The sequence below is a fragment of the Microvirga arabica genome (assembly GCF_016811235.1).
In the GTDB taxonomy this organism is placed as follows: domain Bacteria; phylum Pseudomonadota; class Alphaproteobacteria; order Rhizobiales; family Beijerinckiaceae; genus Microvirga; species Microvirga arabica.
Genome location: NZ_JAFBID010000001.1, coordinates 19058 through 40908, shown reverse-complemented (window position 1 = coordinate 40908; position 21851 = coordinate 19058). Strand labels below are relative to the sequence as shown.

Below are 21851 nucleotides of genomic sequence, written 5' to 3'. Positions count from 1 at the left end.
GCAGGCTGGTACCGGCCTCGGGCGTCCGCTCGACCTTCTGCCGGACAAGTCTTGAAGGCTGGATCCGTTCAAGTGGTGGCCAGCCACTCCTGCAGCTTCGTCCAGCGCTTCTTCATCTGACCACCTCTGACTGCCATTGCCACCGCCTTCTTTTGCCCCACCAGCACGACCAGCCGCTTGCCTCGCGTCACACCCGTGTAGAGCAGGTTGCGGGCCAGCATCGTGAAGTGCTGCGTCACCACCGGGATGATCACGGCGGGATACTCCGAGCCCTGTGATTTATGAATGGTCGTCGCATAGGCAGGGACGAGCGTGTCAAGTTCACCGAAAGGGTACGAGACCTCCCGCCCATCAAAGGAGGCGATCAGCGCTCCATCCTCATCGTCGATCCGCACCACTGTGCCGAGATCCCCGTTGAAGACCTCTCGATCATAGTCGTTCTGGGTCTCCATCACCCGGTCACCCGGCGAGAAGCGCCACCCGAACCGTTCCACCTTGGCGGGAGGATCGGGGTTGAGCACCTCCTGAAGCTGGATGTTGAGGTTGCGGGCGCCGAGCACACCCCGGTTCATCGGGCAGAGCACCTGAATGTCCTTCATCGGATCGAGCCCGAACCGGCGCGGCATGCGCTCCTTGATCATCTGGATGATCTTCGGCACGCCCTCCTCGGGATCGGCGATCTCGACGAAGTAAAAGTCGCTCTCTTCGCCGGCCTTGGGCGGCTCAGGCATCCGGCCCTTGTTGATCCGGTGCGCGTTCACCACGATCCGGCTTTCCGCCGCCTGCCGGAACACCTCGGTCAACCGAGCGACCGGAATGCGCTCCGAGGCGATGATGTCGGCCAGCACCTGCCCGGATCCAACCGAGGGCAGCTGGTCCACGTCACCCACCAGCAGCAGGCCCGCTGGGGCAGGAATGGCCTTGGTCAGCGCATTCATCAGCGGTACATCCACCATCGAGGTCTCGTCCACCACCAGGAGATCGCAGTCGAGCGGGTTTTCCTCGTTCTTCGAGAAACCGCCGTGCTTCGGGTCGATCTCCAGCAGGCGGTGGATGGTCTTGGCCTCCAACCCGGTCTGCTCGGTCATGCGCTTGGCCGCGCGCCCCGTGGGCGCGGCCAGCGCTACTCTGACGCCCTTGGCCACCAGCAGGCGCAGGATGGTGTCGAGCAGGGTCGTCTTGCCGACACCAGGGCCGCCGGTCACCACCGCCACCTTGGAGCCGAGCACCAGCTTGAGCGCCTCGCGCTGCGAGGCCGCCAGGGTCTTGCCCGTGCGGCCCTCCACCCAGGGAATGGCCTTGTCGAGGTCGATCTCCGGCCAAGGCGCCGGGCCGGAGGCCCGTTCCAGCAGCCGGGCAGCGATGGCCTGCTCGGACAGATAGAGGCCCTTGAGAAACAGGCAGGTCTCGTCCCTGATCGTGTCCGAGACGATCTCCCCTTTGGCCAGTTCCTCGACGATGGCCGTGCGGATCAGTTCTCCGTCCACTTCAAGCAACTGTTCGGCGAGTCGGGTGAGCGCCTCCACGGGCAGGGCGCAATGACCCTCGTCGGTGGCTGTCTGCAGCGCGAACGAAATGCCCGCCCGGATGCGCTGCGGCGCCGTCTTCTCCATGCCGAGCTTGGCCGCAATGGCATCCGCCGTCCGAAAGCCGATGCCGCGGACGTCCTTCGCCAGTCGATATGGGTCCTCGGTCATGACCTGAACGGACTCATAGCCGTAGGTCTTGAAGATGCGCACTGCCCGAGCAGTACCTACCCCGTGCGCGTGCAGGAAGATCATGATCTCCCGCACGGCCTTCTGCTCGGCCCAGCCCGCCACGATGCGTGAGGCACGCATGGGGCCGATGCCGGGTACCTCGGTCAGGCGCTCGGGGGCGGCCTCGATGACCTCGAAGGTGTTTTCGCCGAAAGCCGCCACGATGCGCTTGGCCATGGCGGGTCCGATGCCGCGCATCTGGCCTGAGGCCAGGTACTTCTCGATGCCCTCAGCGCCGGTCGGCGGCGTGGTCTTGAGAACCTCAGCCTTGAACTGAAGACCATGAGTGCGGTCGCTGATCCACAGGCCACTGGCCGTGATCCACTCGCCGGCCGACACCGCCGGGGTATGGCCCACGACGGTGATGAGATCACGCTTACCCCGGGCATGGACTTTCAGGACCGCAAAGCCGTTTTCGGGATTGTGAAAGGTGATGCGCTCGATTGAGCCTGCGAGGGTCTCGAGTGCCGGCCTCTGATCCACTTGTGAGGGTCGAATCATCTGGTTCATGGTGCCTGCCGGGAATCGTACCCGGCCTCTCCGACTGTATCGCTGGATGGCACCACTGACGAGGATGCTCTCCTTTCCGAATGGAGAATGTTCTCTGTTTGTTTCGGGGCTTTTTTGCGGCGATTCGGCTTCATGCCAGCGTCATCGCTGGGAAATCCCGAAACTGCCTGCAATGTTGGACGGACAAGGGCGGAAGCCGGGCGCAGGGAGGGTTCTGCCCGGTATCCACAGACAAAAAATAAGATGGTTAACGGGGGCCTAACGCCGCTGTACCCAAGGTCTGGATGCGGATCAGGAGGCCAAAATGGAGAACGGAACGGACGGCGGGCGAGCGTTAGCAACGAGCGATGCCGAACTCCTGCGCCGGATCGGACAAGATCTCCGCTCGATCTACGCCGAGGTCATCAGGCAGCCGCTCCCTCCGCGCATTCAGGCAACTCTGGCTCTGATTGATCGCGAGCAGAGGCTGACGGAACAGCCGCGTCGCGCACTGCCGTACTGAAATCCGCCTGGACCTTCATGGCAGCGGACCAAACCATGAGGTCAAGCCTGCGGCAGCAACCGAGCTTGTGGTTCGGGGGCACTCATCAGGCAGAGGGCTGTCCGAGCAGGCGCATGTTGGATCTGACCGCTTCAGGATCCGGACGCGCGGGCGCGCGCTGAACCAGCTCAAGCCGCCTTCACGTTGATCGCCGCTTCGGCAAGTTGGGTCAGAAGCTCGTCGGTCTTCTTTTCCTCTTGAAGCGTCTGCTCGAGCAGTTTGACCGCCTTCTTCATGCCGAGCTGTCCGGCCCAGGTCCTGAGTGTGCCGTAGCGCGAGATCTCGTAATGCTCGACCGACTGTTGAGCGGCGATGAGAGCAGCGTCGAGAGCCTCAGAGTCTTTGAAGTCCTGCATGAGCTCCTTGCTTTCCTCAACGAGCCCCTGAATGGCCTCACACGTTTTGCCCCGCGCGGGCTTCTCCAGCATTTCGAACACCTGCTCCAGGCGTTCGATCTGAACCTCCGTCTCGTCACGATGCTTTTCGAGAGCCTGGCGGAGCTGATCCGATTCCGCGGCTTTCGCCATTTTCGGCAGGGCTCTCAGAATCTGCTTCTCGGCGTGATACACATCTTTCAGGGTATCCAGGAAAAGATCATCGAGGGTTTTCTGCTTCGCCGGCATGGGGATCTCCTTACAGGTAATTCCCACCAACTGATCTCCTTGCCGCCTGTTCCCGAGCCTTGTCCCGCATCATGGAGGTCGCCGCAAAGCCCCGACAATCGGCCCCATGGGCAGGAGCGAGTCCATGCGTTCCAGTGCAGGCGCGTAGAGGCTGGAAACGCTGCCGTCCAGGAACAAGGCATTGGCGCAGCCCAGGTGATCGCGGAACAATCGGGCGAACGCGCTGAACGTGACAGGATCGTCTGATATCGCGAACACGACCGTGTGCTGGTCTTTCACTCCGATGCCGTTGCGGATCTTCAAGGACGTGCTCTGCTCCGAAAACCTGGGATGAATGCGCCCATTGATGACGAGCATCGGGCCCGATTGTGTCGCGTGATCCGGCCTGATCTTCCGCTTGAGACAAGTATCCGTCTCCAACACGCCGGCTCGATTGCCTTTGACATAGAAGACTCCGTTGGGCTTGAGGTGGAAGTTCCCGGGGCCGCTCCTGGTGTTGGCCGCCTTCAGCTCCTTGCCGTTCTCGACGTAAAGTCCCACCGGCGAACGATCCTCGTGGTACATGCCCGCATTCATCGCGAGGGCGAGGCGTGAACCCTCCGGCGTGTCTTTCAAGCGGCTGAACGAGCCGAGCACATCCCCGTCCGGCCCGCGCCAGAACAGCCTCACGTCGTACCGGCGCAGATCCACTGTACAGACCACGAAGGCGCTGTCCGCAAACCGCACCGGCCGGCACGGATCAGGATCGGGTTGCGCTGCTGACCGTTCGGCAAACAGCCCAAGGGACACGAGAATCCCGGACAGCAGGATAAGGGCCCGGCACGACACCCGGCTCAGGCTGAAGCTGATCGCTTTCATTCGTTTCTGAGACTCTTTTCCTGCCGCTTGCGGGCCAATCAATCCTGGTTCCGGGACAACATGGATCAATGCACTTCAGGCGCAAGACTCAGTGCGTGAGGTACCGTTCCCGCAGGTGAGCGCGGAAGACCTCCGCCGTCAGCGGCTGCCCGGTTGCGGCAGCCACAAGCTGGTCGGTGGCCATCAGGCTGCCTTTCGCATGGACCTTGGCGCGCAGCCAGTTCCGAAGCGGCGCGAAATCACCCTTCGCCAGGCCTGGGAGGATGTCCGCATCCGTCTGGCAGGCAGCCCTGAAGAGTTGAGCCGCCGTCATGGCCCCGAGCGTGTAGGTCGGGAAGTATCCCCACGCGCCACCAGGCCAGTGGATATCCTGCAGGCAGCCCAGGCTGTCATCGGGCACCGTGAGGCCGAGAAGCTTTTTGATCTCCTCGTTGAAAGCGGACGGCAGGTCCTCGATCGGGAGGTTGCCGGCGATCAGCGCCTTCTCGAGTTTGTAGCGGACCAGGATGTGGGCCGGATAGGTGATCTCGTCGGCATCCACGCGGATAAAGCCCGGCTCCACCCTGGTCAGGATCCGATGGAGGTTCTCCGGGCTCCAGGCTGGGCCCTCTCCCTGGAACGTCTCCCGCACGAGGGGAGCAAGATACGTGACGAACTCCCGGCTCCGGCAGGCCTGCATCTCGATAAGCAGCGACTGGCTCTCGTGCAGGCTCATGCCACGCGCAAGCCCGACCGGCTGACGGCGCCACGTTTCCGGGCGGCCCTGCTCATAGAGAGCGTGACCGGTTTCATGAAGCACCCCCATGAGCGCGCTCATGAAGTTTGCCTCGCTGTAGCGGGTGGTGATCCGGACGTCGCCCGTGGATCCTCCGCAAAAGGGGTGCAGGCTCACGTCGAGCCGGCCCTGGTTGAAATCAAACCCCACGGCCTTCATCAACTGCTCGCCGATGCGTCGTTGATCATCGACAGGGAAGGGGCCGTTGAGCGGCTGGATGGCAGGAAGTTCCTTTTGGCGCTCCTGCGCCTCCTGGATCAGGCCCGGCAGCTCGGCGCCAAGTTCTGTAAAGAGTGGATCTATTGTTTCCTGGCGCAGACCGGGATCGTAGCTGTCGAGCAGTGCATCATAGGGGGATAGTCCCAACGCCTCGCCCTTGGCCTGGCCGATCTGCCGCTGGAAGGAGAGCACCTGCGCCAAGTGCGGGAGAAGGAGGGCGAAATCCCCGTTTTGTCTCGCCTCTCGCCAGACCAATTCCGCCTTCGACACGGCTTTCGAGCTGGCCTCGACGAGATCCGCTGGAACGGCGGAACCATGGAGATAGATCCGGCGCATCTCACGCAGGTTAGCGCGTTGCCAATCATCGAGCTGCCCGCTGTCTTGATCCGCCTGGGCCAGCAGCTCGCCCGTGTCAGGTGCGGTGAGCAGTTCATGGGCAAGACCCTTGAGCGTCGCGAGCTGGTCCGAACGACCGTCGGCAGCTCCCTCCGGCATCATGGTCTCCGTGTCCCATTGCAGAATACCGATCGCGTCTTCGATCGAGCTGATGCGTGCGAAACGTTCTTCCAGCAAGTGGTAGATCTGCATTTTGGTGTAAACTCCGTCCTTGGCGCTGACCCCGCCAGCTTTGCAGAAGCTAAGTGGTCCTGCAGTCAGCCAGGGATAGCACAAGGGCTGTTACAGACTTGTAGGACTTGTGGTTCTGGAATGCCCTTAGTCCGGCTGCTTGTGGATCGGGTCGACCCAGTAAACCTCCTCCGGCTTTTCGACAGGATCGACGTCGGTGATGTTCACGACGACGGCCTCGTTATCGCTGCGCACGAGAACGCATTCGAGGGGCTCATCCGGACTGGCGTTGATCTCCTGATGAGGCACGAAGGGCGGCACATAGATGAAGTCGCCAGGTCCAGCCTCCGCAACGAACTCCAACCGCTCACCCCATCGCATACGAGCCTTGCCCCGTACAACATAGATGACGCTCTCCAACTCACCGTGGTGGTGCACTCCAGTCTTGGCGTTCGGCTGGATCGAAACGGTGCCCGCCCAGATCTTCTGTGCTCCAACCCGCGCATGGTTGATCGCAGCCTGCCGAAACATGCCCGGAGTCTGAGCGGTATTTGGATCGAGGCGGTCACCCTTGATCACTTGAACGCCGTGGTGCTTCCAATGCTCGTGCTGATCATCGGCGTTGTCTTGGTCATCGTCTGTCATGGTGCCCTCCGAGACGATTGGCTTCCATCCAGGTTCTGGGACAGCCCCACAGTTGCAGCAGTTAGATGGCTCGACGAGTGAACCCTGGACCCCATCTTAATGGGATGGCCGCTCGAGTGTTCCCCTCCAGCCGCTCGCTGCGTGAGCGGGTTGGTGCCTTGCGTCACCTTCCGTCTCTGTTCCGTCTGGTTTGGCAGGCCAGCCCTGCTCTTACAGCGGCAAGTCTCGGGCTGCGGCTGATCCGCTCAGTCCTGCCCATTATGCTGCTTTATATCGGCAAGCTCATTATTGATGAGGTGGTGGCCCAGACACAGCTCGCCTCACCAGGGTGGAGCCTTAGCGACTGGATCAGGAGCGGCCGACTTCATTTTCTTGGTGAGCTGCTCGTTTTGGAGCTGGCCCTCGCTATCGTCGCTGATCTCTTAGGGCGGGCTAGCTCCCTCGTCGACAGCCTCTTATCCGAGCGCTACAGCAACTTCGCCAGTGTGCGTCTGATGGAGCATGCGACGACTCTGGATCTTGAGCAGTTCGAGAGCAGTGATCAGCAGGATCGACTGGAACGGGCTCGCCGTCAGGTCACCGGGCGAACCACTCTCTTGACCCAGATCTTCGGGCAGGCACAGGATGGGCTCACCGTCCTTTCACTCGCTGCCGGCCTGCTCGCCTATGCGCCGTGGCTCATCGTCCTGATCATCCTTGCTCTCCTGCCAGCCTTTGTCGGCGAGGTGCATTTCAACGCGCAGGGCTATCGCCTCAACTACTTCCGGACCCCGGAGCGGCGTCAGCTCGATTACATCCGTTATCTCGGCTCGAGCGTCGAGACCGCGAAGGAGATTAAGCTTTTTGGCCTCAACTCCTTTCTGGTCGAGCGCTTCAGAGGCTTTGCTGATCGGATGTATGCGGACAACCGGCGGCTAGCGATCCGCCGGGCCGCATGGGGCACGCTCTTCGCCGCGCTTGCGTCATGCGCCTATTACCTGGCCTATGCTCTGATCGTGTGGCGAACCGTCCGGGGCGAGTTCAGCATCGGTGACTTGACGTTTCTGTCCGGCTCCTTCCTGCGGCTGCGGGGGCTGCTCGAGGGATTGCTTCTGGGGTTTTCACAGATCGCCGGGCAGGCGCTGTACCTGGAGGATCTGTTCTCATTCTTCGATGTCCGTCCAAGCATCGGGTCACCGGCAAATCCACGACCCTTTCCACAGCCGCTGCGGTCGGGGATCGTGTTTGAGAACGTAGGCTTCCGGTATCCAGATTCAGATCGCTGGGCCGTCCGTCACCTGAGCTTGACGCTGACAGCCGGTGAGGTCGTAGCTTTGGTTGGGGAGAACGGAGCCGGCAAAACCACGATCGTGAAGCTCCTTGCCCGGCTCTACGATCCGACAGAGGGACGGATCCTTCTCGATGGCTATGACCTGCGTGAATATGATCTGGCCGACCTGAGGCGCCACATTGGCGTGATCTTTCAGGATTTCGTGCGGTTTCACTTCACGGCCGGCGAGAACATCGGAGCAGGTTGCATCGAGGCTACCGATGATCGCAGCCGGATTCAGCAGGCGGCAGAGCGCAGTCTCGCCGATCAAATCATCCAACGCCTACCCCAAGGATATGACCAGCCGCTTGGCAAGCGGTTCCACCGGGGGGCGGATCTCTCCGGAGGTGAATGGCAGAAGATCGCCATCGCGCGCGCCTACATGCGGGATGCGGAGGTGCTCATCCTGGATGAGCCGACCGCCGCTCTCGACGCCCGCTCGGAGTACGAGGTTTTCCAGCGATTCCGGGATCTGAGTTTGGGCAAGACCGCCATTCTGATCTCGCACCGGTTCTCGACCGTGCGGATGGCCGACCGCATCCTTGTCCTCGAGAATGGGCAGGTCGTGGAGGCTGGCTCACACGAACAGCTCGTTGCATCAGGCGGTCGCTACGCCGAACTGTTCGAATTGCAGGCGTCGGGCTATCGATGAGGGCACCCTGAAATTATGAGATCTGGCTTGTTCGGGGTCATGGAAGGCAGATTGTCTACAAGCCTGCGATCTGGGCTATCCACCCAGCAGAGCCTGTCCAGTTGATAGATTCAGCTTCATTCCGGTGAGGGGCCCCGTTGAACATGCGACTTGGAATTCTCCTGAAGCCCTGCTCGATCAATCTGTGCTTTCCGCCTTTTGCTGCGATGGGTTACAGTGGCTGTGCCATCTCGACCCGACAGGAGCCCGCATGAAGAAGGCGCGCAAGCTCTATGAAAGTCCAAGCGGTGACCGCTGGTATCTGATCCGAGATCCTTCAGGGGCTTTGTTCGTCCGCCACGAAGCCAATGTCGCTTCCGGAGGGCAGGTGGAACATGAAGATATCGCGGCTTTCCTGGGGCGGGGCGCAGGGCCGGAACAGCAGGAACTGCTGCGTCTGATCGGCACCCTCGTCGAGGAGCACCCCGCAAACGTGTAACCCGGTTTACGAAAGCGGCGGCCCGACGAGTTCTATCCCGAATTGACGGCAGGCACGCGCAAGGGCCTCAGCTTGCTCAGGCGTCGGTGGACCGGATGGATCAGGCAGCCCCTGCCGTTCAGCAGGACGGCCAAAGGCGCGGATGAAGGTTTCGAATTCGCCTCGGGTGATGGTGAGCATGCGGGCCTCAGCCGACTCCACCCTGTAAGTGTGAGGAATGCCTTTGGGAGTGAGCAGCGTTTCTCCAGTGCTGGCGCGGTGCTCCTGATCTCCGACCCGGTAGCGCACCTCACCTTCAAGCACGTGGAAGATTTCATCCTCGTCATGATGGATATGCAGCGGCGGAGAGTCCCCCTGTGAGGCTCGGTGCTCAAGCACCGAGATGCCGTCCGAACCATCCCGTGACGAGATGCGGATCGTGACGTAGGTATTGAGGAACCAGAGGCTTCGATGATCTGTGGCAGCGCCGTTCATGCCTGTGCTCTCCCGCAACATATTGGAGAGCCGAGCGTACCGGTACTTTGATGATGAACAAGAGGAATTCCGGAGATCAGCCGGTGCGCTGCTTCCGGTACGAGTTCTTGACGGCGATCTTGCCATTGCGGAAGGTGACGACATCGCAGCCTTGAACCTCCACATGAGCACCGTCAGGCCCGGTGGCCGTGAACACCCACTCGGAGACGCCCCGATCTCCAGCAATGAAGTGCTTAGGATTATTCCACCGGGCATCCGGAAAGGTTGCAAAGACCTCCTCAATTCCACGGCGGACTGCAGCCTGACCTGTAAAGATCGTCCCCTTCACGTCAGGACCACGGCTGGCCTCGAACACGCAGTCCTCCGGCATCATCGACAGGATCGCATCCAGGTCATGCCGGTTCCAGGCTGCCGCAAATTCCTCAAGGACGGAAATGGAAACAGCGTCTGCCATCAGGTCTCCCCTCCTGGCTCGTGAGATGCACCGGGTCAGTAGACGATGCTGCGGTCGCACTCCATCACCAGCCGCACCAGCATAGGCGGGCCAGCCTTCTCGTGAGGGACACCTTGAAGGTCCGCATCGCTGACGCCCCGCGCGGCACAGGATCCAGCCGAGAGATACAGCCGGCCACCTCCGGCGATCACCTTGTCGAAATGCTCCCGAAGGGCACCCGTACCAAGCCCCACGAGGCCGGTGCGCGTGGGTTCGCGGATGAGTTGAACCGCATCGCCTGCCAGGAACACGTGAACCTGATGCCCTGCCTCGACGGCTGCTGCCGCGACGAAGAAGGCCAGTGCAGCCTTAGTGGGGTTTTCAGGCCCGCAGGTGACATGGACAAGAAGGCTGGACATGAACACCTCCGCCGAGCCTAGAACGGGAGAGCAGGACTATGCTCCTCGTCAGGCCGTACGCCAACGTGACGGTTCTACTATTTGGGATGAGATGAGCCGGGAGCCGTAAACCCGCCTTGGTCGCTCGAAGATCTTGACGAGAGTAGCTGCTCAACCCACGCTGGGACGACCTCGCTGGCTGGCCCATACCGTCCCTCATCGAACTGGCGGGCGTTATCTGAGGGCTCCAGATTGATCTCGCAGGTGCGGATGCCATGTCCCCGCGCCTCCGATACGAAGCCTGCTGCCGGGTAGACGGAACCCGAAGTGCCGATTGCAACAAACAGGTCTGCCCCGAGCAGAGCGTCATAGATCGCATCCATCTCCAGCGGCATCTCGCCAAACCAGACTACGTGAGGTCTCAACCCTCCGGAACGGCGGCAGGACGGGCAGGGGACCGCGATGCTCAAGTCTTCGTGCCATGGCATTGTCCCGCCACAGGCTGTGCAACGGGCTTTGAGCAGTTCGCCGTGCATATGGACGACCCCTTGCGAGCCCGCCCGCTCGTGAAGGTCGTCGATGTTCTGCGTGCAAAGAAACAGGCTGCCGCCGCGCTCGGCCAGACCGGCCTCTAAGCGGGCAAGCGCCCGGTGAGCGGCGTTGGGCTCTGCCGACAGGAGGTTCTGGCGGCGCATGTTGTAGAAGGCATGCACCTCGTCCGGATTGTGAGCGAATGCCTCTGGTGTGGCGAGCTTCATTGGGTCAAAGCGGGACCACAGCCCATCCTTATCCCGGAAGGTGCCCAAGCCGCTTTCGGCTGACGCGCCGGCTCCGGTCAGTGCGAAGATCTTCATAATTTCTCCTAGGAATACAAGCACGAGCTACCTTGGTGTCCTGAGCCCTGCCACCTGTTGCAACAAGACCGGCTGTGGCCACGACCCCCTCCCTGGGAGCCACCGCAAGGAGTATCCCGTCGAACTCACAGCCTGGGTCATGGGTCAGGAGATCGGCCGCCCCCAGAGGCTCGACCAGCTTGGAGGCAGGTTCTGTCCGATCTTCAAACGTATGCAATATGCCGCGCATAGCCTCTCGGGTGAATCGTCCATAACCGATGAGGGTTGGCATGTATTCGTCCCTGCTCACTGCGTTCGGATGAGCCGCAAGAGTTTATCGCCTCATGGTTTGGACCTCGGGCAGCCTCAGATACCCACTCAGGATAAGATGCTCAGCCCAGCCTGATGTGGTTCGCTGCTTTCCAAACTGAGAAGGACAAGCCCATGGCCGGTAAGTCTCGCATGCGACCCTCGTTCAAAAAGAACACCCGCCGCTACAGGGAGGTGATTGCCCCAGCCAAGACGCTCGAAGGGCAGAAGAAACTCACTAAAAAGCGTCGCTATGCCAACCGCCACGGTTAGCCGAACACAATCCCCTTTAGGTTCTTCAGAGCTTTATCGCATCGTTCGATGTGGTCGCTGGCCCGCCGCTGCATCTCCACGGTGTTGCGGCAGGGCTCATCGACCTCTTGCTTGCAGAACGGGCAGATCATTGGCTCGATCTCCTGGCTGACGGGGCATGTCAGGCCAACAGAGATGCGGGATCGAGGTTCCCGTGTGTCGCAGCCCAAGCCCTACAGCAAGAATCACGCCAGATGCTCTTCTGGCCTAAAGCCTCAGCATCAGTGTCATTAAAAAGCCAAGGTATCTGCCCTTGATCCCTTTATGAGCAAAGCTCCCAAGCGCCCAAGCCAACGTGATAACCCCAAACCACCGGATGTCGAGGCTGGTGTGCAGCGGCTCAAGTCCACCACCCGTAAGCCGCGCGCTGCGCCGAAGAAGGCGAACACGGCTCTGGATTCCCTGAGCGCTGAGATGCCCAATGGGGGACTGGAGGGACCCGAAGGGAACACTGGCTCCAGACTTCCGCCTGCGCAGAGCGACACCCTCGCCTCAAGCGGCAACTTGGCAACGGAAGACAATCGGAACACGCCAGATCAGCAAGATCTACACAGCAGGATCAGAGATGAGGTCGAGCAGCCGGTGCAGACGGTTGGTCTCGGCCCAACAGAGCCTCATCACGGCCTTGCAAGTGGTCAGCCCCGGCCCAGCGAGGGGCTTGAGATGCAAGTCGCCCAAAAGCAGGAACCAACCCAGCATCTTCTTATGGCTCGTGACCTCAAGTCGGAAAGTCGACAGGATAGGAAAAGATCTGTCCACATTGGCCTCGAAGGCCAGGTTCAACAAGCGATCAGAGTGTGGAGCCCACGCCTCCAGGCTGCGTCAGCACAGGTGAGAGGTGCCTCGGGACGTGTGAAGGTCTGGGCACAGGAGAAGTCGGAGCGCAGGGGGCATGAGACCGACAAGGCTAGAAGATCAGCAAACCCGGTCTACATTCTTGGCGCAATCACCCTTGGCATTCCAGCTTTGCTGCTGATCCCGCTGGTGGGGATGAACCCGGGAGTTCAGGAAGGGACCTTCACGACTGTTGCGACCTTCCTCGTCGTCTCCGCCTTTGTCACGGCTGCGGTGTTCGAGATCAAAAGGCTCGCCGACCAATCCTCTGATGAGGAGCATCACTGACTAAGGGGAGTTGTCGTCTTTCGCCAAAGCTCCCCTCAAGACCCAGGACCGTTAGAGGAAGTGGTGCAGTGAGCAGGCGGTGCACCAACCGGCACCGCCCGACGGAGAGTAGCCCTAGCACTCTGTTTTCTGCTTTGTGGTGGTGCCGGTCGCGTCAGTCGTCTGTTTCGTCGTTGTCGAGCAGCCGGTGCTGCCGGTTGTGCCGACATCCCGGTTCTCAATCACGACGTTCTTCTGGTCCGGTCCTGAAGCGGCATCACCGGTTGCGCCGCCGACACCAGCCCCGACTGCTGCGCCAACTGGACCTCCAACAACGGCACCAACTGCACCGCCTGCGGCAGCACCGGCTGCGGCCCCTCCTGGATCGGCTGAGGCCAGGGTCGGAATCAGGAGGGCTGCTGCAAGAGCAGCGTATTCGATATGTGCGCGCATGACTGTTTCTCCAACGAACCAATCGCGAACTGCGATCTGCTGCCACGTTAACGGCGTCCTCACGAAGGCGTTTCAGCTTGGCGGTTTGCAGCCCAGTGGTTTTGAAACATCAGCGTGATCCTCAGCATTTGCTGAATGATGGGATAAAGTCTTCTATTGAATTCGGTAGGGGTGCCTTGCCAAAGGTGAGCAAGGAGCATAGGTGGAGCCAAGGTTACGGGTATTTACTGTGCTGCACGGGCCGTTCCTGCTGATCCCGCTAGGACTAGATCTAGTTCTATTCACCTTCTGAAACCTGTTCCTGTGCAGCCGAGGACATGAGCACTATGAGCGAGAGCACAACCTCTCCGAACTTTATCGAACTCTCTGCTGACATTGTTTCGGCTTATGTCAGCAACAACTCCGTTCCGGCCTCTGAGCTTCCGGCCCTCCTTAGTTCTGTTTACTCGGCTCTGACGAAGACAGGGCAGGCCCAAAGCCACGAGCCGCAGGTTGAGTTGACGCCCGCTGTTCCGGTCAAGAAATCTGTGACTGCGGATGCGATTGTCTGTCTGGAGGATGGCAAGAAGTTCAAGTCGCTCAAGCGCCATCTGCGGACCACCTACGACATGACCCCCGAGCAGTACCGGGCGAAGTGGGGTCTGCCCGCTGACTACCCGATGGTAGCGCCGAACTATGCCAAGGCACGCTCCGAGCTTGCTAAGACCATGGGGCTCGGCCAGCAGCGCAGAAAGACTGCTGCTCTGGTGGATGCCGCTGCCAATGATGCTGCTCCTGCCAAACCCAAGAGGGCTGCTGCGAAGGCTGCTGCGACATCGGACGAAGTGGCTGCGTCTACCAAGGGCAAACGTACAAAGAAGGCTGCTTAGCTCACCTCGCTGCACTGTACGGCGGCCATAGCCGTTTAGATGCTCTTTCAATCAAACCCGGTGCTTCCAGCACCGGGTTTTTTTATGCCGCTCCGCCAACTTCTGTACCGCTATCCCGGAAGTGCGTCGGCTATGCCGCACTTCAGGCTGAAGCGGGTTAAGACCTCATTTACCATGAGAGCACATCTTGTTGGCTCCGCCATCGGAGCCTATCATGGTCAATGTTGAGCAGATTCTCCGCAGCCGCCTCGGGCGTGGTGCCAAAACGAAGCGTATGCTGCTAGCGCTGGCCCTGATGGGTCTTACCCTCGTGGGCCTCTCGGGGTTCTCGGAGGCTGCGTCTGCCCAGAGCTTGATATCCATGCGTGGAACTGATCGTATCCAAGTGGTAGGACGTGCAGGACCAACGCAGGCTTGGGTCAGCTTCTGTCAGCGCCAACCTCGTGAATGCCATATCGATCTCTCGCAGCCCACGCGCATCGCCCTAACCCCTGGCATCTGGGCGGCTCTCACGCAAGTGAACGAGCGCGTCAACTCATTGATCCTTGCCGTCACAGACCAGGATCATTGGGGTGTTCTCGACCGGTGGGACTATCCGGATGACGGGCTCGGTGACTGCGAGGACATTCAGCTTCTAAAGCGCAAGCTGCTGGTTCAGGCCGGTCTGCCGCATCGAGCCTTGCGGATGACAGCCGTCATCGACGACCAGGGGCAGGGGCATGCGGTACTCATGGTCCTCACCGACCAGGGCGATTTCATTCTCGACAACAAGAGAAATGCCATCCTGCCTTGGCGACAGACTGGCTATACCTTCATCAAGCGGGAGGGCACCCACGGCAAAGCCTGGGTCGCTCTCGGTGATCAAGCCGCCCCAACTGTTACAGCCAATCGTTAGATCGGATTGGAGGGCGCAAAGTACTGACTGACGATGCGGGTGTGCAGAGAGAACGCTGTTTCAACTGGCTCGTGGATGACGAGCACCTCCGCGTCATGGACGAATGATCCCTCATGCTCCATGGCAGGCTCTGGCAACAGAGGAGTTTCTGCTGTCGATCCGGGGTAGTTTCCACCGCTACAATCCAAGGTGTGGCAGGGCCGACCACAATGCCTGTGTCATCCAGCACCTCCCGCGCTCAGCTTCCTGCCAAGTCTGGCTGGGCATCTGGTAGGCACCAGGGAGGTCGAGCTTGCCGCAACTCTCGCCAAGAAGCGCGAACCATCAGCAAACCTCCCTGGGAAGGCGGGAGGACAACCACCACTGTGGACGTGTTGGCAAATCGGACCCTCTCTACGTCGTTCTTTCTCACCTGGTGCTTTGTAAAATCGTGGGGCTCGGTCAAAGCAGACACAGGGCAGTGACGGAGGAGATGAGGGACCACGAAATTTCGGGGCTATGGTTTGAAACACGCCTCTGCTACTGCTGAAAGCTGCAGCTGTGGGGAAATTGCCTTACAATTTCCAGAAGAGTTCGTCGGGATTGGGCTGCTCCAAAGGGGGTTCGATGTTCACACTCGATGATCTCAACAGTGCGCTGACCATCGTGCGCTCGGTCATGCCGCCGACTCCACAATATGCTTGGCCTCTTCTCGCTCAGCGCTTCGGATGTACGGTCGTTGTGAAGCACGAGAACCACACACCTATTGGCGCTTTCAAGGTGCGGGGCGGCCTTGTTTATCTTGATCGTCTCAGGCGAGAGCGCCAGCCCGTCCGCGGCATCATCAGCGCTACACGAGGCAATCACGGCCAGAGCCTAGCGCTCGCAGCAAGCCATTTCGACTTGCCTGTCACCATTGTCGTTCCGCAAGGTAACTCGGTTGAGAAGAATGCCGCGATGCGCGCCTTCGGGGCTGAGCTCATCGAGCATGGGCGAGACTTTGATGATGCCAAGCAGCATGCATCGGAACTCGCCAAAGAGCGAGGTTATGAGTTCATCCCATCGTTTCACGCCGATCTCGTAACAGGTGTGGCGACCTATGCCCACGAACTATTTGGTGCCTTTTCCGATCTTGACGTGGTGTATGCCCCGATTGGCCTAGGATCCGGCATCTGCGGGCTTATCCGCACCCGTGACCTCCTCGGCCTCAAGACAGAAATAGTTGGCGTCGTTCCGCAGGAGGCAAATGCTTATCGGTTGTCGTTCGATGCTGGCCGGGTCGTGCCAGTCAACCAGGTTGCCACTTTCGCGGATGGCGCGGCAGTGAGAGTTCCTGATGAGACGGCCTTTGCCCTGATCAAAGCCGGTGCTGCCCGCATCGTTGAAGTCGCTGAGGATGATATCGCTCAGGCCGTCCGGATCTATCACGAGGACACTCACAACCTTGCAGAAGGAGCCGGTGCACTAGCGCTTGCCGCTCTTGCCAAGGAGCAGGCCCAGATTAAGGGACGCAAAGCTGGTGTTATCCTCAGCGGTGGCAACATCGACAGGAGCTGGGCCGCGGATATCCTCGCTGGCAAGACCCCGAGGCAGAGCTAGGTCCGTAGCTTTTGTCGCTCGGCTGCCGAGGGGCTAACCACCCACGCTAGATTAGGATCTAGACAGGTGAAAGGACGTGTATGACACGCGTCTCGATCATATCGGCTGTCCTGGCGGCATAGGCTTTCATATGCGCAGACGCAGCATGGGCGTTGAGCGCTTCCGTGCTCGCCCATTTCTCGACAACGACGAAAGTGTCTGATCCGAGCTCGGCCTGAAAGGGGCCAAAGGTCGGAACGTCGATCACGGGAACGTACTCAATGCAGCCCTCCTCCGCGTGCACAGCCGGCATGTTGGCTCTGAACTCTTGAAGCACGGCATCGCGCATGCCGGGTTTGGCGGTAATAAAGGCGAGGACGTGTAGCATAAGGGGCCTCTGAATTGAGTGGTGTCGCGTCGTCAGCAAGCATGTTGGTACATACGACTGGCTATAGCTGCATGCAAAAATCTGCGAGTGGAACCCGCTTCAGGCGAAGGTGTCTAACCAACGACAGCTTCAGCCTCGATCTCAACCACGTACTCCCCGACCAAGCGTGAGATCTCGAGCAATGTATTTGCAGGTCTCACGGCTCCGAAGTATCGACCATGCACCCGGGAAACAGGCTCCCAGTCGTCTGCATTGCTGAGATAGACACGGGTTCGGACTGTGTCCGCGAGCGTTCCCCCCAGAGAGGCGATGCTCGCTGCGATCTTATCCAGGATGTAGACCGCCTGCCCTTCGGGATCGCCTGGACAGATGACTTCACCTGTGCCGTGGGTGGCCGTGGTTCCGCTAACAAGGATGCGATTGCCAATCCGTACGGCACGGCTGTACCCACAGATGGGCTCCCAGACGCTGCCGGAGTCAATGCGTAGGCGGTCCGGGCGCCCATCGATCGGGACTGCCTCGAACACGGGCGGAAAGCTCTCGAGGTGATCGCTGAGATCCCCGGACGCCGTAAGGAAAGGCGGGCGACGGTACTCGTCGCCGCAATCACCCGGGATGCGCCGAGTAGACACCAAAGCCTCGTCGATGCGCTGTTTGTCATCATCGTCCAACGAGAACGAAAACAGGGCTGCATTGTCTGCCCGATGCTCGCGCTCTCCTAGCCGGGCCCCAACGATGACAGCCGCGACGGCCGGCTGTTCAAGCACCCAGCGCGTGGCCACATTGGCAACGGACACATCGTGCTTGCGAGCAATCTCGTGCACGGCCGCCAGAATCGTCTGAAGAGCTGACCACCCTCCGATCGTGTCGATGAAGCGCTTGTATTTTGACTTGCTCCAATCCTCAATCGATGTTGGCTCGGGCGCACCCACCCACCGGTCCGTCAGGAAGCCGCCCCCGAGTGTGCCATAGGCTAGCAGGCGCACGCCGGCGGCGAGACAGAAAGTGCTCATGTCCTCCGCAGCGCGGCGGTCGAGAAGGGAGAAGGAAACCTGGTTCGATATGATCGGGAAGCCGTGCTTCACCAGCAGGCGCAGGTGGTCGGTATTGAAATTCGTCACGCCGAGATGGCGAATGCGCCCGTCCTGCTGCAGCGCGACAAGCTCCTTCATGGCATCAATGTAGCCTGGGTGTTCGAACATCCACCAATGGAATTGCAAAAGGTCAATGGACTCGACACCAAGGCGCTCGAGGCGCTGGGCGATACCAGCTCGCACGACGTCCGCGGTCATCGGCCCAGGCGTGGGGCACCACTTGGTGAAAGCCGCCGGACGCTGCTTCTCGGCTCCAGTTTGCATGCTCAAAAAGCGACCGGTGATCAGCTCCGCACTGCCGTAATGGTCGGCCATATCGAAGCTGTCAAAGCCGTCGCGGGCATAATCGGCCATGGCGGCGGCTGCCGCGTCGCGATCCAAGAGGCAGCCGTCCCGCTCCATGTCGGCCACCTGCCATAGGCCTGTGACCACACGGCTGATCTCGAGACCGGGTGCGAGCAGTATCCGATCGGGGGGAATGGACATGGTAATCTCCGGCAAAAGGCGAAGGCTCCGCGCTGGGCACGGAGCCTGTGTCACCGACAGAGCAGGTTCTAGCGCGATGGGATCTTAGCCTTGATGGCATTGACCTCATCGACGCCCATCTGGCCCACCGTGGTAATCTCACCGTTCCGAATTCGCCATAGGCGGAACGGGCCGGTGATATCGCCATATTGGTCGAAGCTCACAGGGCCAATAACACCCTCGTAGCGCACCGGTTTGCCGTCCTTGATAAGTTGGAGCGCCTTCTTGAAGCCCTCAGGACCGGCATAGATCACTTCGCCGTCACTCCCGGTGACTTTACGAATGGCGTCCCGAATCGCTGCCGCCTCAAACTTGCCGGCCTGAGCCACCGCAAGGCCAAGGATTGCTGCCGCGTCATATGCCCTGTCAGCGGCTGGGGCATTGGCATCAAAGCCGCCGGACATTGCCGGATAGGCTTTCACGAAATGCTCGGTCGAGGGCGTCTTGGTCGTGCCGGACGAGGTTCCAAACGCATCGTTCAGGTAACGCGGCCCGACGTCGCGGATGAAGTCCGCGCTGTTCATGCCGTCGTTCAGGAGAAACTTTGCGGCGCCGCCCTGCGAGATCCAGGTGCGTGCGATCGCTGTGCCGTCGCCCGGATAGGAGACGAGGTATAGGGCAGGTGGATCTCCCTCAAGACCGCGAGTGACCTCCGGTGCATAGGAGGCCTGACCCTGGTTATACGGCGTTATGGAGGTAATTTGGCCCCCGAGCGCTTCGTAGGCACGCTTGAACTCCGCCACCATGTTCACGCCGAAGTCGTTATTGACGTGAATGACCGCAAGTTTCTTCAGGCCTTGATCCATCGCGTATTTCGCCGCTGCCGTGCCTTGGAGCGCGTCCGAGGTGATGGTGCGGAAGAAAATACCGTTGGTCTTTCCCTCTTGTGCAGTACGGGTGAGCGTCGGCGACGAGGAGGCGGGCGAGATCTGAACCACGTTCGCTGGCGCTGTCACCGAGGTCAGAATGGGAAGCGATACGGAGGAGATGATGCCGCCGATGATCGCCGGCACGCGCTTGAGGTCAACGAGTTGCCGGGCTTGGTCGACTGCAACGGAGCCTTGACTCTGCGAGTCCCTAAGGTCTGCGGCGAGCTGGCAGCCGGCGGCACCGCCCGCCTCGTTGATTTCCTTAAAGGCAAGCTCGATGGATTTGGCCGCAGCTTGGCCGAAGCGCCCAGCCGGACCGGTCAGCTCCACGACAACGCCAACCGTGTGCGTGCAGGGCTGCTGTGCAGATACCGGCAGTGGCGCGAGAGCAATCGCTAGGGCGGCGGCTGAAACAATGGATGTAAAGCGCACGGTGAACACTCTCCCTTGGTCAAATCCGCCGGGGTGAGCGCTGACGTCACTTGCCCCTCCTGGCCACAAGGCAGTGTTTCGTCTCGGCGGCCTTTTGGCAAGTGTGTCGAGCTGGAATGGTCCTCAAGAGCCCAGATCGATCCAAGTCTCGTGCAGGGCAAGCCAACGCACACGCCGCCCGCCCTCAATCGAGACTTCAAACAGGGCGGTCGATTGGCGTCGGGTGGCAACGTCGCCCACTGTTTGCTCCTCGACATAGCCGAGCAGGACGAGCGGCGGTCGCAAGAGCAAGATCTCGGGCTCGGCAATGGCAATGTGGAACGAGCCCTGGCTTGCCCTAGCCCCGTGGGTTCCCCGCAGCCACCCGATCACATCTGATCGCTGAAGCCTTTGTCCACTCGGAGACACCATGGTGAACTCCTCGCCGAGAGAGCTCTCCACGCGGGAAAATACCGCGTTTGTGTTCTCGGCCTCTCCGCTGAGCCATGCTTCGAAGAAGGCATGCAGATCGGCCACCTCTTGCAATACGGCCTGGGCAAGGGGGTGGTCGAGGCCCATGAGGGTCACGCTTCGTTGAGGTTGTAATGCATGATGCGACCGTGCCGACCCTCCCGATCGCGCTCTAGCGTGTAGGTGTCTCCTTCCGGGCCAGTCCTGCGTGCCAGAACGCTGTCGATGGCGGCCCGGTCTTCCTCATCGAGGGCAAGCCGAAACACATCGAGATTGTCGGGCAGGTGCTCGGCATAGCGGGCGCCGATGATGGCGCCTGCCACTGCCGGCTGGTCCAAGACCCACCGGGTGGCCACCGCCGTGAGGCTGACCCCGTGCTTGCGCCCGATCTCCCGCAAGGTGCCGAGCAGGTTCTGGAATAAGGACCAGCCGCCGAAATCGTCGATGATGAGCTTGTACTTGACCAGCGAGCGGTTGGCGAAGGGCTCCTGCGGCTCCGGGGCGCCGAGCCACCGCTCCGAAAGAAAGCCGCCTGCTACCGTCCCATAGCACAGAAGCTTCATGTCGCGCTCCTGGCACAGCGCAACAAGGCCGTTCTCGGGCCTCTGATCGAGAAGCGAGTACTGGACCTGCATTGACACAAGCGGCACCCCGGAATCGAGCAAGGCTCGCGTATGGGGTGTATCGAAGTTGGTGCCGCCAATCTGGTGGATCTTCCCCTCATCCTGGAGTTCCTTGAGGATGAGCGCGGTCTCGACGACCCCTGGAACGGCGTAGTTCCACCAGTGGAACTGCACCAGATCCAGGCGCTCAATCCTGAGCCGCCGGAGCGAGCGGTCGATGATCTCCCGCACATAGGGACGGTCGACGCGGGAGAGGGCGTCCCAGTCCGGCACGAACTTCGTGTGCACCTTAAAGTTCTTCAGTGCTTCGGAGCCGCGCTCGGCGAGCATGCGATCGCGAAAACGCCCGATCATCTCTTCGACGCCGGTGTAGATGTCGGCACAGTCGAAGGTCGTGACCCCCGCATCCACGAACGCAGCCATGTCGGCGATCGCCCGCTCGGCCTCAATGGCCCCATGCCCGCCGGCGAGCTGCCAGCCGCCGCGCAGCATGCGAGAGATCCGGTAGCCCGGGGCGAGCTCAATGGTTTCGACGGTCATGTCAGGCCTTCATTGGGCAAAGGGACCGCCGTCACCTCCGCGTGGCGGAACACGCGTTTCGCCATCCGGCTGATCCGAAGCCTGCTCGGACAATTGGGGTCCGGGCAGGCGACCTCGGCGTCGGTGGACATCCAGTCGTTCGGATGAGTGACGCGTTGCTTCGCAGGGAGGAGCGGCAAGAGCGCAGCGAGCGAATAGATCGAGAATCCCTGGCCCGGAGGGAGGTGAAGCATCTCCCCTTTGAGCTCAAAGTAGTCACCGGGCTTGGCGCCACAATACAGCGTGGCGCCCTCTGGGGCGACGACCTCTACCCTCAGATCGTAGAGCTCGAAGGAATCATCTGCCACGGGACAACGTCCATT

The 21851-nt window shown here is 60.7% G+C and carries 24 protein-coding genes; 7 read left to right on the top strand and 17 right to left on the bottom strand.

Annotated features, from left to right (window positions below):
- Window positions 1-68 precede the first annotated feature (68 nt).
- Window positions 69-2267, bottom strand: coding sequence for an SF1B family DNA helicase RecD2 (gene recD2 / locus JQC81_RS00190; protein ID WP_203269705.1), 2199 nt, complete (start codon window positions 2265-2267; stop codon window positions 69-71).
- Window positions 2268-2571: 304 nt separating this feature from the next.
- On the opposite strand from recD2, the gene JQC81_RS00185 reads away from it, so the two are divergent.
- Window positions 2572-2769, top strand: coding sequence for a hypothetical protein (locus tag JQC81_RS00185; RefSeq protein WP_152713388.1), 198 nt, complete (start codon window positions 2572-2574; stop codon window positions 2767-2769).
- A 167-nt stretch (window positions 2770-2936) separates the two neighbouring features.
- Here the strand turns inward: JQC81_RS00185 and JQC81_RS00180 are convergent, their stop codons facing one another.
- The 4 genes from JQC81_RS00180 to JQC81_RS00165 form a co-directional block, all read right to left on the bottom strand.
- Window positions 2937-3431: a YciE/YciF ferroxidase family protein gene (locus JQC81_RS00180; protein ID WP_203269704.1), complete on the bottom strand. Its 495-nt coding sequence runs from the start codon at window positions 3429-3431 to the stop codon at window positions 2937-2939.
- 69 nt (window positions 3432-3500) lie between these two features.
- Window positions 3501-4289 carry a phosphodiester glycosidase family protein gene (locus JQC81_RS00175; RefSeq protein ID WP_203269703.1) on the bottom strand — a complete coding sequence of 263 codons (789 nt, stop codon included), beginning with the start codon at window positions 4287-4289 and terminating at the stop codon, window positions 3501-3503.
- A gap of 88 nt (window positions 4290-4377) precedes the next feature.
- Window positions 4378-5871 carry a carboxypeptidase M32 gene (locus tag JQC81_RS00170; RefSeq protein ID WP_203269702.1) on the bottom strand — a complete coding sequence of 498 codons (1494 nt, stop codon included), beginning with the start codon at window positions 5869-5871 and terminating at the stop codon, window positions 4378-4380.
- A 126-nt stretch (window positions 5872-5997) separates the two neighbouring features.
- Entirely contained in the window at window positions 5998-6495 is a 498-nt protein-coding gene (locus tag JQC81_RS00165) for a cupin domain-containing protein (RefSeq protein ID WP_203269701.1), read from the bottom strand.
- 104 nt (window positions 6496-6599) lie between these two features.
- On the opposite strand from JQC81_RS00165, the gene JQC81_RS00160 reads away from it, so the two are divergent.
- Entirely contained in the window at window positions 6600-8456 is a 1857-nt protein-coding gene (locus JQC81_RS00160) for an ABC transporter ATP-binding protein (protein ID WP_203269700.1), read from the top strand.
- Between the two features lie 250 nt (window positions 8457-8706).
- Window positions 8707-8934, top strand: a complete 228-nt coding sequence (locus tag JQC81_RS00155; RefSeq protein WP_203269699.1) for a hypothetical protein — start codon at window positions 8707-8709, stop codon at window positions 8932-8934.
- Window positions 8935-8940: 6 nt separating this feature from the next.
- Here JQC81_RS00155 and JQC81_RS00150 read toward each other — a convergent pair whose 3' ends face one another.
- The 5 genes from JQC81_RS00150 to JQC81_RS33730 all read right to left on the bottom strand — a co-directional run bounded on the left by JQC81_RS00150 (window position 8941) and on the right by JQC81_RS33730 (window position 11785).
- Window positions 8941-9408, bottom strand: coding sequence for a cupin domain-containing protein (locus JQC81_RS00150; protein ID WP_203269698.1), 468 nt, complete (start codon window positions 9406-9408; stop codon window positions 8941-8943).
- 76 nt (window positions 9409-9484) lie between these two features.
- The gene (locus tag JQC81_RS00145; RefSeq protein WP_203269697.1) at window positions 9485-9862 is read right to left on the bottom strand and encodes a nuclear transport factor 2 family protein; all 378 of its coding nucleotides are present in this window, start codon (window positions 9860-9862) and stop codon (window positions 9485-9487) included.
- A 35-nt stretch (window positions 9863-9897) separates the two neighbouring features.
- Window positions 9898-10260, bottom strand: a complete 363-nt coding sequence (locus JQC81_RS00140) for a DsrE family protein (RefSeq protein WP_203269696.1) — start codon at window positions 10258-10260, stop codon at window positions 9898-9900.
- 77 nt (window positions 10261-10337) lie between these two features.
- Window positions 10338-11093 (bottom strand): NAD-dependent deacylase, encoded by a 756-nt coding sequence (locus JQC81_RS00135; protein WP_203269695.1) that lies wholly within the window; start codon window positions 11091-11093, stop codon window positions 10338-10340.
- A 557-nt stretch (window positions 11094-11650) separates the two neighbouring features.
- Window positions 11651-11785, bottom strand: a complete 135-nt coding sequence (locus JQC81_RS33730; RefSeq protein WP_280114251.1) for a hypothetical protein — start codon at window positions 11783-11785, stop codon at window positions 11651-11653.
- Between the two features lie 412 nt (window positions 11786-12197).
- Here JQC81_RS33730 and JQC81_RS00130 point away from each other — a divergent pair, with 412 nt between their 5' ends.
- Window positions 12198-12815, top strand: coding sequence for a hypothetical protein (locus JQC81_RS00130; RefSeq protein WP_203269694.1), 618 nt, complete (start codon window positions 12198-12200; stop codon window positions 12813-12815).
- Window positions 12816-12929: 114 nt separating this feature from the next.
- Here the strand turns inward: JQC81_RS00130 and JQC81_RS00125 are convergent, their stop codons facing one another.
- The gene (locus tag JQC81_RS00125; protein ID WP_203269693.1) at window positions 12930-13247 is read right to left on the bottom strand and encodes a glycine zipper domain-containing protein; all 318 of its coding nucleotides are present in this window, start codon (window positions 13245-13247) and stop codon (window positions 12930-12932) included.
- Window positions 13248-13573: 326 nt separating this feature from the next.
- Here JQC81_RS00125 and JQC81_RS00120 point away from each other — a divergent pair, with 326 nt between their 5' ends.
- From JQC81_RS00120 to JQC81_RS00110, 3 genes are all read left to right on the top strand, one after another.
- Window positions 13574-14116, top strand: a complete 543-nt coding sequence (locus JQC81_RS00120) for a Ros/MucR family transcriptional regulator (RefSeq protein ID WP_203269692.1) — start codon at window positions 13574-13576, stop codon at window positions 14114-14116.
- 214 nt (window positions 14117-14330) lie between these two features.
- Entirely contained in the window at window positions 14331-15011 is a 681-nt protein-coding gene (locus JQC81_RS00115) for a transglutaminase-like cysteine peptidase (protein ID WP_203269691.1), read from the top strand.
- 606 nt (window positions 15012-15617) lie between these two features.
- Window positions 15618-16589 (top strand): threonine dehydratase, encoded by a 972-nt coding sequence (locus tag JQC81_RS00110; RefSeq protein ID WP_203269690.1) that lies wholly within the window; start codon window positions 15618-15620, stop codon window positions 16587-16589.
- Between the two features lie 58 nt (window positions 16590-16647).
- On the opposite strand, the gene JQC81_RS00105 is transcribed toward JQC81_RS00110, so the two are convergent.
- The 6 genes from JQC81_RS00105 to JQC81_RS00080 all read right to left on the bottom strand — a co-directional run bounded on the left by JQC81_RS00105 (window position 16648) and on the right by JQC81_RS00080 (window position 21836).
- Window positions 16648-16956, bottom strand: coding sequence for a putative quinol monooxygenase (locus tag JQC81_RS00105; RefSeq protein WP_203269689.1), 309 nt, complete (start codon window positions 16954-16956; stop codon window positions 16648-16650).
- 113 nt (window positions 16957-17069) lie between these two features.
- The gene (locus tag JQC81_RS00100) at window positions 17070-18536 is read right to left on the bottom strand and encodes an aldo/keto reductase (RefSeq protein WP_203269688.1); all 1467 of its coding nucleotides are present in this window, start codon (window positions 18534-18536) and stop codon (window positions 17070-17072) included.
- A 68-nt stretch (window positions 18537-18604) separates the two neighbouring features.
- Entirely contained in the window at window positions 18605-19876 is a 1272-nt protein-coding gene (locus tag JQC81_RS00095) for an ABC transporter substrate-binding protein (RefSeq protein WP_203269687.1), read from the bottom strand.
- A 123-nt stretch (window positions 19877-19999) separates the two neighbouring features.
- Window positions 20000-20434 carry a hypothetical protein gene (locus JQC81_RS00090; RefSeq protein WP_203269686.1) on the bottom strand — a complete coding sequence of 145 codons (435 nt, stop codon included), beginning with the start codon at window positions 20432-20434 and terminating at the stop codon, window positions 20000-20002.
- A 5-nt stretch (window positions 20435-20439) separates the two neighbouring features.
- Window positions 20440-21489: an aldo/keto reductase gene (locus JQC81_RS00085; protein WP_203269685.1), complete on the bottom strand. Its 1050-nt coding sequence runs from the start codon at window positions 21487-21489 to the stop codon at window positions 20440-20442.
- Window positions 21486-21836, bottom strand: a complete 351-nt coding sequence (locus tag JQC81_RS00080) for a TIGR04076 family protein (protein ID WP_203269684.1) — start codon at window positions 21834-21836, stop codon at window positions 21486-21488. Before JQC81_RS00080 ends, JQC81_RS00085 begins: the two co-directional genes overlap by 4 nt.
- Between the last annotated feature and the right edge of the window lie 15 nt (window positions 21837-21851).